This is a genomic window from Cyclobacterium roseum, assembly GCF_010119225.1.
Classification (GTDB): Bacteria; Bacteroidota; Bacteroidia; order Cytophagales; family Cyclobacteriaceae; genus Cyclobacterium; species Cyclobacterium roseum.
In genome coordinates, this window is sequence record NZ_WNKF01000007.1 from 1 (window position 1) to 15,446 (window position 15,446).

The window sequence follows — 15,446 nt, forward strand, 5'->3', positions numbered from 1 at the left end:
CGAATATTCCGGAAAAATAGCCGCATAAAAAAGGCTGCCCTTTTCGGACAGCCTCAGACAGGGGGTGGTAAAAATACGTCATCGGTAGGGTGCTGACCTGACTCCAACCGTATTTCATCAACCGCCCCAGCACCCGCGGCAGTCTGTCGGAAGACGTAAACATCCGGCGTATTTAAATGCCCTTTTTCGTGATCCTTAGGCGCACGCTCCGAATCAGATTGCTTCGCTGGCGCTCGCAATGACGCGGTGTGCGCACTGGAAACGCCTCCCGTCACTGCGAGAATTAACATTTTAAAAAACGCAGAAATCGGGATGACGATGTATTTTCGTAGTAATTATATAATATTGAATATCAAATACTTATCAAATACGTCATCGGTAGGGTGCTGACCTAACCCCATTCGGATTTCGATTCCCGCGCTAGCACCCGTGGCAGTCTGTCGGAGTACGTAAACATCCGGCGTATTTAAATACCTTTTTTCGTGATCCTTACGCGCACGCTCCCGTTCAGATTGCTTCGCTGGCGCTCGCAATGACGCGGTGTGCGCACTGGAAACGCCTCCCGGCACTGCGAGAATTAGCTTTTTTTAAACGCAGAAATCGGGATGACGGTATTTGTTTTTAACTGTTTAAAAATCAAAGTGTTAAAAAAAATAAAGAGCGATATCAAATAACCTCCCCCCAGCCCCCTCCTGTTTTCAGGAGGGGGAGACAGGGGGTGGTAAAAATATGTCATCGGTAGGGTGCTGACCTGACTCCAACCGTATTTCATCAACCGCCCCAGCACCCGCGGCAGTCTGTCGGAAGACGTAAACGTCCGGCGTATTTAAATGCCCTTTTTCGTGATCCTTACGCGCACGCGCCGAATCAGATTGGTTCGCTGGGCTCGCAATGACGATCATAACGGTCACATTTGTACTTAATTACCGGGAACATACCTGTGGCGGATGCCCATAAAATATTCCAGGTTTTTTTCCGGTGGCTCCACTCCATCAGGAAGCGGTGATTGGGCAAACTGCTGGAAGTAAAGCAGGCAGGCATCTTTCCACCAGACAGCCTCTTTGGCCTGTATTTTCAAAAAAGACAGTACATGGGCATGTCTTTCCTCGTCCACATGGGACTGCAGGTTTTGCCAGGTGGCTACATTTTCCCGGGCCTCGTCCACGCCTTTTTGATACCGCAGGGCCATTTCATCCCAAAGGGTTCGTCCGCTTTTGAGTGGATGGTCCCAGCGAACATGGTGAAACCAGAGCAGGTATTTTTCCGGAATCTGCTGCAGATTGCCCCATTTTTCTTGAAGTTCGGGAGCATATTGTTCGAGGGCATTGCTGCCGGATGCGGTACGGTCAAAGCCTACGCCGTTTTCACTGGCCTTGTGGTAATAGGTGGCCGTCCAGTCATCTCTGTGCCGGTCCGTTACCCAGGGGCCGGGTCCATAATGGTGACTCCAGGCCATGATGTGGTGCAAACCCAGGGGTGTCATGTAATTGACGGCCATTTCATGCGATTGGAGCATCATTTTTTTGACCGGCTTAATAAATTCGGGGGCATTGGTAAAGGTGAGCCGCAGCCATTCATCGGCAATGGTTTCCGGTGATGTTTGCGGGTCCCAGGCCAATCTGCCATAGCCAAACCAGTTGGCCTGGTGGAAGTGATGGCCGGTCCAATTTCGGTCCGTTCCGATATTGGCCACCCCTGCCATGGCGGTAAGGGAATACCCGTGTAAACTGCCGTCGATCACCTTGCTTACGGTGGATCCCGGACCATTGACATACGTGTCGCTCTGCAATACCTCCGTGTAAAGGGAAGGCAAAAAAACATGGTGGGTGGCCTGGCCCAGATACTCCTGGGTGATCTGAAATTCCATCATAAGCGGTGTCTGGGGCATGGCACCGAAAAGGGGATGAAAAGGCTCCCTGGGCTGAAAATCAATGGCTCCGTTTTTGACCTGTACGATCACATTGTCTCTGAAGGACCCATCGTAAGGCTGAAATTCCTGATACGCCTGTTTGGCCCGGTCATCCGGAGTGTCTTCGCTGTAAACAAATGCCCGCCACATGACAATGCCTCCATGCGGTTTGAGGGCATCCGCCAGCAGGTTGGCCCCATCGGCCTGGCTCCGCTGGTAATTGTGTGGGCCGGGTTGCCCTTCTGAATCGGCTTTTACCAGGAATCCACCAAAATCCGGGATATACTGGTAGATCTCCTCCGCTTTCTTTTTCCACCATTCCTGCACTTCTGGGTCCAGGGGATCTGCGGTGGGCAGGCGGCCCAGTTCCATAGGGGCCGAAAACCTGGCCGTGAGGTACAGGGTAATGCCATAGGGCCGGAAAACATCGGCCAAAGCTGCCGCTTTTTCAAGGTATTCCGGGGTCAATACCAGTGCATTGGCATTGACATTGGTCACCACGGTTCCATTGATGCCAATGGAGGCATTGGCTCGGGCATAATCGTGGTATTGCTGGTCAATATGGTCCGGCAGGCGGTGCCAGTTCCAAATAGATGCTCCGGCATAACCCCTCTCCACGGTGCGGTTCAGGTTGTCCCAATGGTTCAGGATCCGGCGTTGGATTTTGGGCTCACTGTGGAAACCTGCTGCAGGAATGGATTGTCCAGCCTGCATTAACTGCAGCCATTTAAAAGTGCCGTACAGCAAACCGATATCGGTATCTGCAGCTATCCAGATGGCTCCTGCATCATTTTGAAGCAGGCGAAATCCCTCCCTACCCAGGCTTCCCTTGTCGGCCGGATCCCATCTCTGTGGACTGCGCTTGCTGATGATCAAGCGGGCGCTTTCTTCTTGATAATCAAATGCTAGCGGATGGTTTTCGTCAAAAAAACCATTGGCGGCCAGCTGCAATTCTTTTTTGAGGATAGCAAGGGTGGGCGAATCCCCTTCCACACGAATGGCCCCCATCAGGCGTTGGACTTTTTGTGGGGATTCCAGGGGATGGTATTGCAGCCATAGCTTATAACCATCCTTGGAAAATAGTGGGCTTATACCCTGTAGGAGCAGTGGGATAAGAAATGTCAATAGGCGTAGGTATGGGTTCATGTTTTTAAGGGGAAATTGGTTTGTTCAGCAATGTTCAAAAATACACATTTCTGGTAAATCAAGGCATTATAAGGCAAGGTTTCCAAAGATTAGCGATCGGAAGTTTCTTCCGGAGATCGATCCGAAACCTAACCTTCATTTCCAACTGATGAGGAATGGATACAGCCGGTCAGGTGTCATCTGCTCAACGTTTGTGGTTGATTGAATAGCCACCAAAATGGGACAGGTTTGCGGATTTTAGGAAATAATACACTATCCCGGATGGATTAAATCGGGGGGATGCCTGGGCCTTGAACACGTAAAAGGCGGAAGGTCTGATCTCACTTTTTAAATAAAAAAAGGAGAAAAGTTGTTATTTTATTATGAACGAGTAAATTTGTTACTCTATCCCTGTGGCTTACCTGGCGAAGCTGTAAAAGCACCTGGGGCCGGTTTCAATCCGTCGCTACTTTATTGGATTTTGTGTCCGGTTATTTGTTTTTCACTCCTTTATTATCGTTCCATTTACGGCTACTTCCTTTGCTGGATTCACTAATTACCTCCAAGACCAGGATTAAATTACTGGTTAAATTTTTCTCAAATACCGGCAACCGGGGTTATCTCAGAGGTCTGGCCGAAGAATTTAAAGAATCTACCAATTCGGTACGGGTGGAGTTAAACCGGCTTTCCGAAGCGGGCCTTTTGCACTGGCAAAACAACGGGAAGACCAAAAGCTACCAGGCCAATGAAGCCCACCCCTTGTATCAGGAGATTCGCAGCATTGTGAGCAAGTATCTGGGCTTCGATGACCTGATTGAGCAGGTGGTAAATAATTTGGGCAACGTAAAGAAAGCCATCATTCTGGGCGACTATGCCGAAGGGAAGGACAGTGGAACGATTGAGCTACTGCTTGTGGGCGAAGCGATCAATGCGGAATACCTGGCGTTTTTAATTCAAAAAACAGAGGAAAAGATCCAGCGAAAATTGCAAATAGAAATAAGAGAAACAATGCCCGTGGAAGCATTGTCCGGTTTGGTGGTTTTCGAAAAAGAAGGTCAGTGAAAGCAGAACCGGGAATTTTCCTTTCGGTGATCGTGCCGGTGTTTCAATCAGCCTCCAGTCTGAGAGAGTTGATCCGGAGGCTTCGGGAGGTAATGGTTGGGATCAGTTCTCAGGTAGAATTGATCCTGGTGGATGATCGCAGCCTGGACAGCAGTTGGGAGATCATCCGGGAAGCTGCTGCCAGGGAAGGTTTTATCAAAGGCATTCGGCTAAGCCGGAATTTCGGACAACACCAGGCCATTGCGGCCGGTTTGGATGCCGCAGTCGGCGAATGGACAGTGGTCATGGATGCCGACCTGCAGGATTTGCCGGAGGAAATTCCCCACCTGCTGAGTAAGGCCCAGCACGGTTACGATGTGGTTTTGGCCAGAAGGGTCCGAAGGAAGGATTCCTGGGGAAAGAAATGGGGGTCGAAACTATTTTACAAGGTATTCTCCTATATGAGTGGCTTGTCACACGATCCGGCCGTAGGAAACTTCGGGATATACCATAAGCGGGTGATCAATGAACTGGTTCAGATGAGGGAATCTTTCCGGTATTTTCCTGCCATGGTACATTGGCTGGGTTTCCGCCAGGGTACCTTTGACGTGGCTCATGGGAATTCAGTCAGCGGAGATTCCAATTACGTCTTCCGGACTAAATTTCACCTGGGATTGAATGCCTTATTGGCATTTTCGGATAAGCCCCTTCGTCTTACCGTGAAATTAGGTTTTTTAATTGCCTCTATTGGGTTTATATTTGCAATGGTCACCTTGATACGGTATTTCTCCGGAAGTATTGTCGTGCCAGGATATGCCAGCCTGATCGTATCCATTTGGGTATTGGCAGGCCTTATCCTGATGACCATGGGCCTGGTCGGGTTGTATGTGGGAAGGATCTTTGAAGGTGTCAAAAACCGGCCTTTATATGTCGTAGATCAACGAACCTGATATGATACAATTTTTACCCTTTGACTCCTCGCTTTTTGGCTACCGCGTAGGCAAACTTTCCCTGGAAAAGTCGCTGCCCGATTTGGCCCGTGTGCAATCCCAGGCAAACGATTACGAATTGGTATACGTGATGGGCAAACCCGGCCTGGTCAAAATGGGAGGTTGGCCGCCCATCAGCACCCGGGTAGACCTGGTAAAAGGCATCCGAAAGGCTGATCTGGAGTTGGAATCCGATGAATTGGATAAGGTCTGCATTAGTGAACAAGACCTGTCCGTCTCCCTCTCTGCTACCGATCAGCGCCAATTACGTAAACTGGTACTGAGCAGTGGACAATGGTCCCGATTCCGGCAGGATCCCCTTTTGGCCAATCAGGAATACGAGAAACTTTACAGCACCTGGTGGGAAACCATCACCAGGCAAAATCACCGGGTCATGGTGGCCAGAAAAGGCAAACGACTATTGGGATTTATTACCTTCCGCATGCTCAGGGGAAGGGCTTACGTAGACCTTTTCGCCGTGGAGGGGAAATCTCAGGGAAAAGGAATTGGAAGGAATTTGATGAACCGGGTTTTTCAGGAGGTGTACGCCAGAGGCCTGGTGCAAGTGGGGCTTTCTACCCAAAAGGCCAATGAACGGGCCATGGACTTTTACGGGCGCGCAGGCTTTCAGCCCATGAAGGAAACGCTGATTGCCCACTGGCGGCCGGGAAATCCTAAATGACACCGAATAATAGTTGATCGCTCAACCAAACACCAGGATTCAAGTAAAAGCCTATACCCCGGAACTTGCCGGAGACTGGGAGGAAGTGCTGCAAGGGGCACCCAATGCCACGCTTATGCACCAACGGTCTTTTCTGGCCTACCATGGGAACCGATTTCAGGATGCTTCGGTGCTTATTTATTCCAAAAACTGCCCGGTAGCAGTCTTTGCCGCGCATAGGGAAGAAAAGGAAGTGTATTCCCATCAAGGGCTCAGTTATGCAGGGCTGATCCATAAGCCCTGTTCATTTGATCAGGAATTGCAATGGTATCTTCAACTACTGCGATACTATGAGGAGCAGGGAATTAGCCAGCTCCGCATCAAGGCAACGCCTTCTTTTTATGGAGTCGGGTTTCAGGAATCCCTGTCCTATATCATGCAGTTGGCAAATGCCGAAACCAGCCAAATGGAATTGTCTCTAGCCATACCATTACCCCTTAAGGTCAGACACAAAGGTCGGAAGGCAACGATTCGCCAGGCATCAAAATCTGGATTGGAAATTCGGGAGGAGGCTGATGTGGGCTTGTTTTGGGATAAATTGCTGGTACCTAATTTGCAAAACCGTTATCAAAAAGCGCCCACCCACAGCAAGGATCAGATGCGTTATTTAAAGGCCCGGCACCCCGAAACTATCCGGCAATTTACGGTGTACAGGGAGGGAACTCCTCTGGCCGGTGCCACGGTTTACCTGACACCCAATTGTTTGCATACCCAATACCTGGCCACTAATGAGGAAGGCAGGAAGGCACATGCCCTGGATTGGCTGATCCATTACCTGTGCACTACACAGGCGAATGGAAGGAAGTACCTGGATTTTGGTCATTCCAATGAGTGTGGAGGAAAAAAAATCAACCGGCAACTTTTTCGCTGGAAGGAAAGTTTTGGTGCCCAAACCTTTGTACATGCCCACTACAGCCTGGCCCCTGCAGCCTGGCGACGGCTGGATCAAGTGTATGACTGGAAAAGTGGGCTAACAGATGCCTAAAAGGTCAGCCATTAGCCCGGAGAGAAGGCGGGAATTGCAGATTAAAAATGCCTGCTATGTCATTACGTGCTATAAAGACGAATTTCTATGCAAGGACCATCCAAATGGTCGATGTGATCGGGGTTTTTTCTCCCTTTTTTTGCAAGTATTGTATGGAATGGCTTTTGCAAAAAAATATGACTTGCCTTACAGAGTAGATTTTTCTAATGTGCAGTATGCCTACAGTGGGAATGAGAACAGCGATCCGATCAATTTTTGGGAAGCATTGATGGTACAGGGAAGTCCGTCTCCGGGATTTAATCCCATTATTAATCTTCGGTATGAAACGCATCCCTTGAGAATATGGAATCGCCATTTTATACGCTCGCTTCATCAAACGCTTCAATCGGAAATCCGGCTTCAGGATAAGTTACTCGAAAAAGTAGATGCCATAAAGCAAAGGTTCAAGGGATTTAAAATACTAGGTTTGCATGCGAGGCGTACCGATCATCCTACGGAAGTGCCCCCTGTTAGTGAGCGGGTACTGATAAATACAATTGAAAAAAGAATACCAGCCTTTGACCGCTTATTTGTAGCAACGGATGATGCAGCTTTTTTAGAAATGCTGAAAACCAAATTTCCGCAAAAAGTCCTGGCCCATGATTTTATTCGCTCGGCTAACCAAAAGGCTATACACGATCATGGCGGTAGCACAAATGGAATTCTTTTGGGAGAACAAGCCCTTTTGGATTGTCTTTCCCTATCCTTTTGCCAGGAGCTGATTCTTTCGCCATCCAACTTATCCTATGCGGCGCTGGTGTTTCAACCGGAAACTCCTTACACCCTGGCCGAAAGCGGTGCTGCGGCCTGGTCCCGACGAAAAACCTTGCTGGCCTATCGGTTAAACCAATGGGGAATCCGAAAGTGGTAATCCATGATTGATATCTACCCCTATAACGCATCCACTCCTGCCAACTGCCCCCGATGTGGAGCGGAAAGTAAGGATGCCGGCGAACTGTTTTTCCAGGGAACGCATGTGTTAGCTGAACAGAACTGCAGTGATTGCGGGCTTGACTTTTACGTGACGTTGCCGATCGGACATGCTGCCCTTTATCCCGTGGTTTGTGCCCGGGACGGAAGGTATGCCCGGTACAACCGGCAGGAAGGGTCCTGGATGGCCTTGCCCCTGATCCGCTCCTTTCAAAAAGACGCTGGCGCAGAGGTGGAAATAGCACTATTGCAGCCAAATCCCGGAGGAGAGCTGTTGCTAGTTAATTGCCTGGACAGTTGTTTCGGACATGTTTTTACCAAGCTCTGGAACGTGTATTTGCTTAAAAAACAATATCCCTTCAAAACCCTGGCGGTATTGCTGCCAGCTCGCTGCTGTTGGTTGATTACCGATTCGGAAGTAGAGATCTGGTCGGTGGACCTGCCGCTGGAGGAGTTGGGAAAAGGGGTTCAGGGGCTGGATGCCTGGGTAAAGGAACAATTTAAACGGTTTGCTTCCGTGGCATTGAGTGAAGTACCGGTACATCCCCCGCTGGAGGGATTGGATGTTGACGAAATACTGCAGGCCCGGCCATTTGACCTGGAGGATTTTGAAAAGTTACCCTTGCAGCTCACCTTTATCTGGCGCAGCGACAGGTTTTGGCTGAATAGCAGACTACTGGATTTGTTGTACAAGGCTTCCATCAAGTTTGGCTTCCAGTTCCTGGTTAGGGACATGATATGCTTCCGGCAGGTGCATTTGTTGGGAAGGCTTCGCAAGCGGATTCAAAATGCCCTACCGGAGGCTCGTTTTTTGGTGACAGGGCTGAATACAAGTGCTCGTTTTCCAAAAGGTTGGGAGGATGAGCGGGTACCGCATATCGTGGAGTCTGTAGAGCGAAGGTGGAATGAGATTTTCCGAACAAGTCAGGTGGTGATCGGAGTGCATGGATCCCATATGTTAATACCCACCGCCTTGGCAGCCGGTTTTGTAGAGATCCTGCCCCGGCACAAGGTGCCTCATCTGACGGAGGACATTGGCCAGCAGCATGGAGGGCGTCTGGGCCCTTTTCTGGGTAGGTTTGTGGATGAGTTTTCTTCTCCGAGGTTGGTTGCGCACCATGTGCTGAGTATGGTGAAGGGGTTTGGACGGGTTTATGGAGCGGATTGTATGGAAGTTCAGAAGAAGCAAAAAGCCATAGGGGTTGAAAGGGAAGCATTTAATTATTGGTAGATTAAGCACTGCTGTTAGGAGATAAGGAGTAATGAAAGTTTCCGAAAAAACCACCGCAATTTACGGGGCTTTACGGAAGCTACCTGTTAGCTGAGGTTTGAGTCCTTTATGTTCAATTACCAATATCCGCCAAGTAAAAAGTGATCCAAAAAATTAAGACCTTTCTAAAAAACGCATCGCCGATTTTTTTAATGGATCTTTACCGATCATTCCGGAAGAAAAAGAAGCTGGATATAGATGGCCTTAGTACTGAGGAAGTATTTTCAAAGATTTATAAAGAGAAGTATTGGGTGTATGGGGAAAGTGTCTCAGGAACAGGTTCAGACGTAAATCAGACCAATGTCATTATTCCTGAACTGGAAAGGTTATTTCATGAGTTGGAAGTGACATCGATTTTAGATGCTCCCTGTGGAGATTTCAACTGGATGAACCAGGTGAATCTGGATGGGATAAACTATTTGGGAATTGATATTGTGGAAGATCTGATACGCTTCAATAGGTCAAAATATTGGAATAAACGAGGTGTTAAATTCAAAACAGGAGATATTATTACAGGTGATTTACCAAGGGTTGATTTGATACTGTGTAGAGACTGCCTGGTTCATTTTTCCTTTGCAGATATCAAAAAAACCTTGGTTAATTTTAAAAAATCAGGATCAAAATACCTTTTGGCCACCAGTTTTTTTGATCGGAATAGCAACACAGACATTCCAACTGGATATTGGAGGCCTCTAAACTTGCAAAAACCACCCTTTAATTTCCCCCCACCCATCAAAATAATTAATGAAAAGTGTATGGAAGGAGGAGGAAAGCATAGGGATAAGATGCTTCTAGCGTGGGAATTAAAGAATCTGAATATCTAATTTGTAGCATATTCAAGGAAATTAAAGTTTAATCCTGCTGTCTTATTGCAAATCCCATTTCAAAATTGGTCGCCGACTAGGTATTTATTTTCAATTTGCTAAAAGTGAATTATTATTTATTCTACAAGTCGTATGTCCAATGGTTATAGGTAAAGGCCGTGATTAAAATTGATTTTACCCTTCTTTCAGTTAAAATGAATTTCCGACTTAAAATCAAGAATGAAACAAGGCATTACTAATACTATTTTTAAAATAAGGAGAAGTAAGCTATATCAAAGATTGAAATATTTTTATTTGAGTAGAAAGCCATTTTTAAGGTATTTTTTCAATAAATCAAAGAGAGACAATATTTTGGGAGAAAAGCCTGTTTTTATTTATAATCATATTCCTAAGTGTGGCGGGACAAGTTTTAATGTCATACTTAGTGATTTTTTTTCTGTAATTTATGATTACCCTCCTCATGAGTTAGAGTTTGAGTGCCATTTCGATTTTTTAGAAAGCCTTAAGGTGCATGAGAAAGAAGTACCCAATTATCTAGCGTTAAAACCTTTTCAAGCAATGTCAGGTCATTATTTTTATAATGAAATTTTTCTAAGCAGTAGGTTCAAAGGGATATACGATTGTCCCAGAGTTAAATTGATTTCATTTTTGAGGGATCCATTAACTCATCGCGTTTCTTTGTATTCCTTCGGAATAAAAAAGGGGCATTCTTATGTTAAAGGAATAGAATTGGAGGATTACATTTTACATGGCAATAACTATTATTCAAAAATATTAGAGTGTGATATCAATAATTACAAAGAGAGATTGGACAATTATTTTTTTATCGGAATAATGGAAGAATTTAATAGGTCAATTGAATTATTGTCTGAAAAATTGCGAATGAAAGTAAATAGATCAATTCCAAATATTAATAGATCAAATTCTGAAAAGTTTTATGGGATGCTATCAGAAGAAATAAAGCAAGAATTCAAGAGTTCAAATCATCTTGATTATTTAATATATGAATATTCATTAGAATTACTTAATAGATGATTTTTACTTTTATATTAATTTATTAAAATTGATATGATAATAAAAAGCATTACCATTCTAATATATAGATTCTTAACCGATAAAGTTGTAATTATTTAAAAAATCTGAACCAGTCCATTAGGCTAAGGCTCTTTCTGCATTTTTTTAAAAATTGGTAAAAACCAAAAAAGAAGGGCCAAAAACTTAAGAATGCGTTTAGTGACCCTTCATTGAAGGGATGAATTGACTTTTTTGGCCCAATTCCTGAATCAGATAAATAATTCTAAGTTTATATCCAATACCTCCGGGGCAGGGAAACCAATCTTAACCATATGTTCACCTGTGCATTAGGAAAATGAACTAAAATTTCTAGCTGAAGGCATAACAGCAATTCTATACTATGTTAAAAATACTAAGGTATTATTTTAGAAAGTTCAAGGGCGATATCCATGCCAATGAATACATTTACTACCCGAAGAATTTTTTATCGGATGCCGAGAATACCAATGATGTTTTTAATAAGATATATTTCAAAAATACCTGGGGGTCAACAGAGAGCTCATCGGGCAGGGGTTCGGAAATACAGCATACCAAAACCTTATTGAAAAAGCTTGACCGCTTGACCAAAGAGTTTGAAATTAAAAGTATGTTGGATGCGCCTTGCGGCGATTTTAATTGGATGAAACACCTGGATAAAACCAGGATTTCTTATATTGGAATGGATATAGTGGAAGACATAATTGATTCTTTGAATGCTAAGTATGCCCATAATTCCAAATTGCCTTTTCAAATCGGGGATATCATGGCCGGTGGATTGCCTCAGGTAGATTTGATATTTTGTCGTGATTGTTTGGTTCATTTTTCATTTGAAGATATCCATCAGTCCCTGTCAAACTTTAAGAAATCAGGTTCAAAGTATTTACTGACCACTTCCTATACAGACAGAGGGGTTAACCGTGCTATTCAAACAGGTGGCTGGAGGCCAATCAATCTCGAAAAGGAACCCTTTAACCTTCCTAAGCCACTCAAATTAATCCATGAAAATAATTTAGATTACCACGGTATGTATTTCGACAAATGTATGGCTTTGTGGAAATTGTCTGATATCAAAATTTAGTCTGAATTCCAATGTCCAAAGTCAGTGTAATAGAACCTTCCAAAGGCTGGAAGGTAGTAGATGTAGGAGAGTTATGGAGATACAAGGACCTGTTGTATTTTTTGACGGTCAGGGGTATCAAAGCCCGCTATGCCCAATCTGTATTGGGAGTTGGTTGGGCCATTATTCAACCTTTGTTTACCACCTTGGTATTTACAGTGGTATTTGGGGGCTTGGCCAAAGTGGATTCTGATGGCATGCCCTATATTCTATTTTCCTATTTGGCTTTGTGGCCATGGAATTATTTCTCAGGAACCCTTTCCGAATCCGCTAATAGCCTTGTCGCCAATGCGGGGATGATTACCAAAGTCTATTTTCCCCGGTTAATTCTACCTTTGGCTGCCATCTTTTCCAAACTCCTGGATTTCATCATATCCTTTATAGTGCTTCTGGGATTATTGATCTATTTTCAAGTCATGCCGGGATGGAACCTGGTATTTTTACCCTTGCTCTTGGTGCAGCTATTGATGGCTTCTTTGGGGATTGGAATGATACTTTCGGCTATGGCGGTACAATACAGGGATGTGAAATATGCCCTGACATTTGTGGTGCAGTTGTTACTTTATCTGGCTCCTGTGGTGTACAGTACCACTGCGGTACCTGATCAGTGGCAGTTTGTTTATTCCCTCAATCCCATGGTGGGGGTGGTTGAAGGCATCCGGGCTATGTTTCTTTCCAGGCCCATGCCTTGGGAATGGATTTGGCCAGGGGCAATTGTGGCTATGGCAGTTTTTGTTTTTGGCTTGTTTTATTTCCGCCGAATGGAGAAGGTTTTTGCGGATGTGGCTTAACTCGACCGATGAAGATTACATTTTAAATTATTGATAAAGTGTCAGATACCATAATCAAAGTAGAAAACATCTCCAAGCGCTACCGTATTGGCCTGCAGGAAAAAAAGGCGGATACTTTTGCCCAGCAGATGGTAAATGTACTAAAATACCCTATTGACAACTTTAGAAAGATCAAGAACCTAGGTAAGTTTCAGGGAGAAGAGGAGGAAGGGGTACATTGGGCTCTGAAAGATGTGAGTTTTGAAGTAAAGCAGGGGGAAGTTTTGGGAATTATCGGAAAAAACGGAGCTGGTAAATCTACTTTGCTAAAGATTCTATCCAAAATCACAGAGCCCACTTCAGGCCGGATTGAAATGTACGGAAGGGTAGCAGCCTTGCTGGAAGTAGGTACAGGATTTCATCCCGAACTGACAGGGAGGGAAAACATCTATATGAATGGGACCATTCTCGGGATGACCAAAAGGGAAATCGACCGCAAGCTTGATGAAATCATTGATTTCTCTGGCGTAGGGAAATATATAGATACTCCGGTTAAGTTTTATTCCTCCGGCATGCGCGTACGGTTGGGTTTCTCAGTAGCGGCTCATTTGGAACCTGAGATATTGATTATTGATGAGGTATTATCTGTTGGAGATTTCGAATTTCAGCAAAAATGTCTAGGTAAGATGGGGGAGGTCAGTAAATATGAGGGAAGAACTGTTTTATTTGTAAGTCATAATATGAGTGCAGTCAAAGAACTTTGTTCAAATTCTTTAGTTCTTAAAAACGGGAATTTTCAAAAAATTGGAAAAACCTCTGAAGTCTTGCATCTTTATTTAGGTAAAACGAGTGAAAAAAAATTCAATAGAATTATAGATAATCAAAATTATGAAGTAATTGTTAATATGGCATATATTGAAAATTCTAAAGAAGATTTGGACGGTTATGTAACTTTATTTATCCAATTACTAAGCAATTTAGAAACATCGGTAGCACTTGATATTAGGGTGAAAACCTCTGATTTGCAAATACCTGTTGGATTTGGTTCTATGGGAACATTCGATCATTTTGATCAACTTAAATTAAATAAAGGTAAAAATAATTTTGAATTTAATATAAATACAAAAACAATTGCTGTTGGTGAGTATTTATTAAGTATAGATATTACAAAACCTTTTGTTAAGTTTTATGATAGGTGTGAAGATTGCATATCGTTTGAAATTTTAAAACCTACTTCCAAACAAAAGGATTTATTACTATCATGGAATTATGGGGCATATGTGATTGAAATAACTTCAAATGTTTAAAATTTTCAAAAAAAATAAGAAATATGTGAATCCTGATCCTCTTGAATTTGTAAAGGGACTTGACTTAGATATAATTTTTGATGTTGGTGCCTATCAAGGTGGAATAGCAAATAAATTATTAAATTATTCAAGTAATGCTAGAGTTTTTGCGTTTGAGCCCTTTCCACCATCATTTGAAATATTGAAAAATAGGCTTGAAGAAAATAGTAGGTTTAAATGTTTTCAAATAGCTCTTTCAGATAAGGAAGGACAATTAGATTTTTATTCAAATAATTTTGCCGAAACAAATTCACTTTTACCCTCTAAAATTTTGGCTGATGATATTTCAAAACTCACAATGACTAAAGGAATAGTAAAAGTGGAGACTCTAACTATTGATAAGTTTTGTAAAACTCATCATTTAGATAAAATTGATTTTCTTAAAATTGATGTTCAAGGAAATACTTATCAGGTACTCCAAGGAGCTAAAGAATTATTAAAAAATAATAAAATAAAAGTAATTTTTGCCGAAGTGGAATTTTTGCCTATTTATCAAGGACAAAACTTATTTTCTGAAGTTGAAATATTTTTGCGTAGCTATGGATTTCATCTTTATGACATTTCTAATGTAAATAAAATTAATAATGGTAGAATGGGTTGGGCAGATGCTTTATTTATTCTTGAATAAATGATTACAAGTATTAAGAATATAATTAAAAGTAGAATGGGTTTAGATCCATATTTTAAAAAATCATATTCCCAATGTGGGGAAGATTTAATAATAGAATATGTATTTAAATTACGTGGTATATATTTTCCTCAATATTTAGATATCGGAGCTCATCATCCTAAATTTTTAAACAATACGGAATTGTTTTATCAGAAGGGTTGTAAGGGTATTAATATTGAGGCAAACCCACTCTTGCATAATGCTTTTGAGATTTATCGGCCAAAAGATATTAACCTGAATATTGGAATAAGTGATATAGAAGAGGAGTTGGATTTCTATATTATGTTAGATAATACTCTAAGTACCTTTTCAAAAGAAGAATACCATCAGCTAATCGCAAATGGGAAAAGGCTTGATAGAGTTTATAAAATTAAATTGACGACCATAACCAGTATTTTAAATCATTATTGTAATGGTATTTTTCCTGACTTTTTGAGTATCGATGTAGAGGGATTGGATTTTAAAATATTAAAATCAATTGACTTTGAAAAGTCTTCACCCAAAGTTATTTGTGTTGAAGCATCGGAGTATTCTCCAGAGGGGTCAGGAGCGAGAAGAAAAGAGTTGATTAAATTTTTAGGTGATAAAGGCTACTATGAATATGCAAATACCAACTTGAATGCCATTATGGTCAAGAAGGATTTTTGGTTTATCTAA

14 protein-coding genes are annotated in these 15,446 nt (G+C 43.1%); 13 read left to right on the top strand and 1 reads right to left on the bottom strand.

What is annotated here, in order from left to right:
• Positions 1-919: 919 nt before the first annotated feature.
• Entirely contained in the window at positions 920-3,055 is a 2,136-nt protein-coding gene (locus GJQ68_RS11360) for an alpha-glucuronidase family glycosyl hydrolase (protein ID WP_162417413.1), read from the bottom strand.
• 519 nt (positions 3,056-3,574) lie between these two features.
• On the opposite strand from GJQ68_RS11360, the gene GJQ68_RS11365 reads away from it, so the two are divergent.
• From GJQ68_RS11365 to GJQ68_RS11425, 13 genes are all read left to right on the top strand, one after another.
• Entirely contained in the window at positions 3,575-4,096 is a 522-nt protein-coding gene (locus tag GJQ68_RS11365; RefSeq protein ID WP_162417414.1) for an ArsR family transcriptional regulator, read from the top strand.
• Positions 4,093-5,025, top strand: coding sequence for a glycosyltransferase family 2 protein (locus GJQ68_RS11370; protein WP_235941440.1), 933 nt, complete (start codon positions 4,093-4,095; stop codon positions 5,023-5,025). The genes GJQ68_RS11365 and GJQ68_RS11370 overlap by 4 nt, the downstream gene beginning before the upstream one ends.
• A gap of 1 nt (position 5,026) precedes the next feature.
• The gene (locus tag GJQ68_RS11375; protein ID WP_162417415.1) at positions 5,027-5,746 is read left to right on the top strand and encodes a GNAT family N-acetyltransferase; all 720 of its coding nucleotides are present in this window, start codon (positions 5,027-5,029) and stop codon (positions 5,744-5,746) included.
• A gap of 13 nt (positions 5,747-5,759) precedes the next feature.
• Positions 5,760-6,770 carry a GNAT family N-acetyltransferase gene (locus GJQ68_RS11380; RefSeq protein WP_162417416.1) on the top strand — a complete coding sequence of 337 codons (1,011 nt, stop codon included), beginning with the start codon at positions 5,760-5,762 and terminating at the stop codon, positions 6,768-6,770.
• Complete coding sequence (locus GJQ68_RS11385; RefSeq protein WP_162417417.1) at positions 6,763-7,680, top strand: O-fucosyltransferase family protein; 918 nt, start codon at positions 6,763-6,765, stop codon at positions 7,678-7,680. Before GJQ68_RS11380 ends, GJQ68_RS11385 begins: the two co-directional genes overlap by 8 nt.
• A gap of 3 nt (positions 7,681-7,683) precedes the next feature.
• Entirely contained in the window at positions 7,684-8,970 is a 1,287-nt protein-coding gene (locus GJQ68_RS11390) for a hypothetical protein (protein ID WP_162417418.1), read from the top strand.
• A gap of 140 nt (positions 8,971-9,110) precedes the next feature.
• Positions 9,111-9,833, top strand: a complete 723-nt coding sequence (locus GJQ68_RS11395; protein WP_162417419.1) for a class I SAM-dependent methyltransferase — start codon at positions 9,111-9,113, stop codon at positions 9,831-9,833.
• 219 nt (positions 9,834-10,052) lie between these two features.
• The gene (locus GJQ68_RS11400; RefSeq protein ID WP_162417420.1) at positions 10,053-10,868 is read left to right on the top strand and encodes a sulfotransferase family 2 domain-containing protein; all 816 of its coding nucleotides are present in this window, start codon (positions 10,053-10,055) and stop codon (positions 10,866-10,868) included.
• 580 nt (positions 10,869-11,448) lie between these two features.
• On the top strand, positions 11,449-11,964 hold the full coding sequence (locus tag GJQ68_RS11405) for a class I SAM-dependent methyltransferase (RefSeq protein ID WP_162417421.1): 516 nt from the start codon (positions 11,449-11,451) through the stop codon (positions 11,962-11,964).
• A gap of 11 nt (positions 11,965-11,975) precedes the next feature.
• Complete coding sequence (locus GJQ68_RS11410) at positions 11,976-12,794, top strand: ABC transporter permease (protein ID WP_162417422.1); 819 nt, start codon at positions 11,976-11,978, stop codon at positions 12,792-12,794.
• A gap of 38 nt (positions 12,795-12,832) precedes the next feature.
• Positions 12,833-14,080: an ABC transporter ATP-binding protein gene (locus tag GJQ68_RS11415; protein WP_162417423.1), complete on the top strand. Its 1,248-nt coding sequence runs from the start codon at positions 12,833-12,835 to the stop codon at positions 14,078-14,080.
• Positions 14,073-14,747: an FkbM family methyltransferase gene (locus tag GJQ68_RS11420; RefSeq protein WP_162417424.1), complete on the top strand. Its 675-nt coding sequence runs from the start codon at positions 14,073-14,075 to the stop codon at positions 14,745-14,747. Before GJQ68_RS11415 ends, GJQ68_RS11420 begins: the two co-directional genes overlap by 8 nt.
• A complete protein-coding gene (locus GJQ68_RS11425) occupies positions 14,748-15,446 on the top strand; it encodes an FkbM family methyltransferase (protein WP_162417425.1) in 699 nt (232 codons plus the stop codon).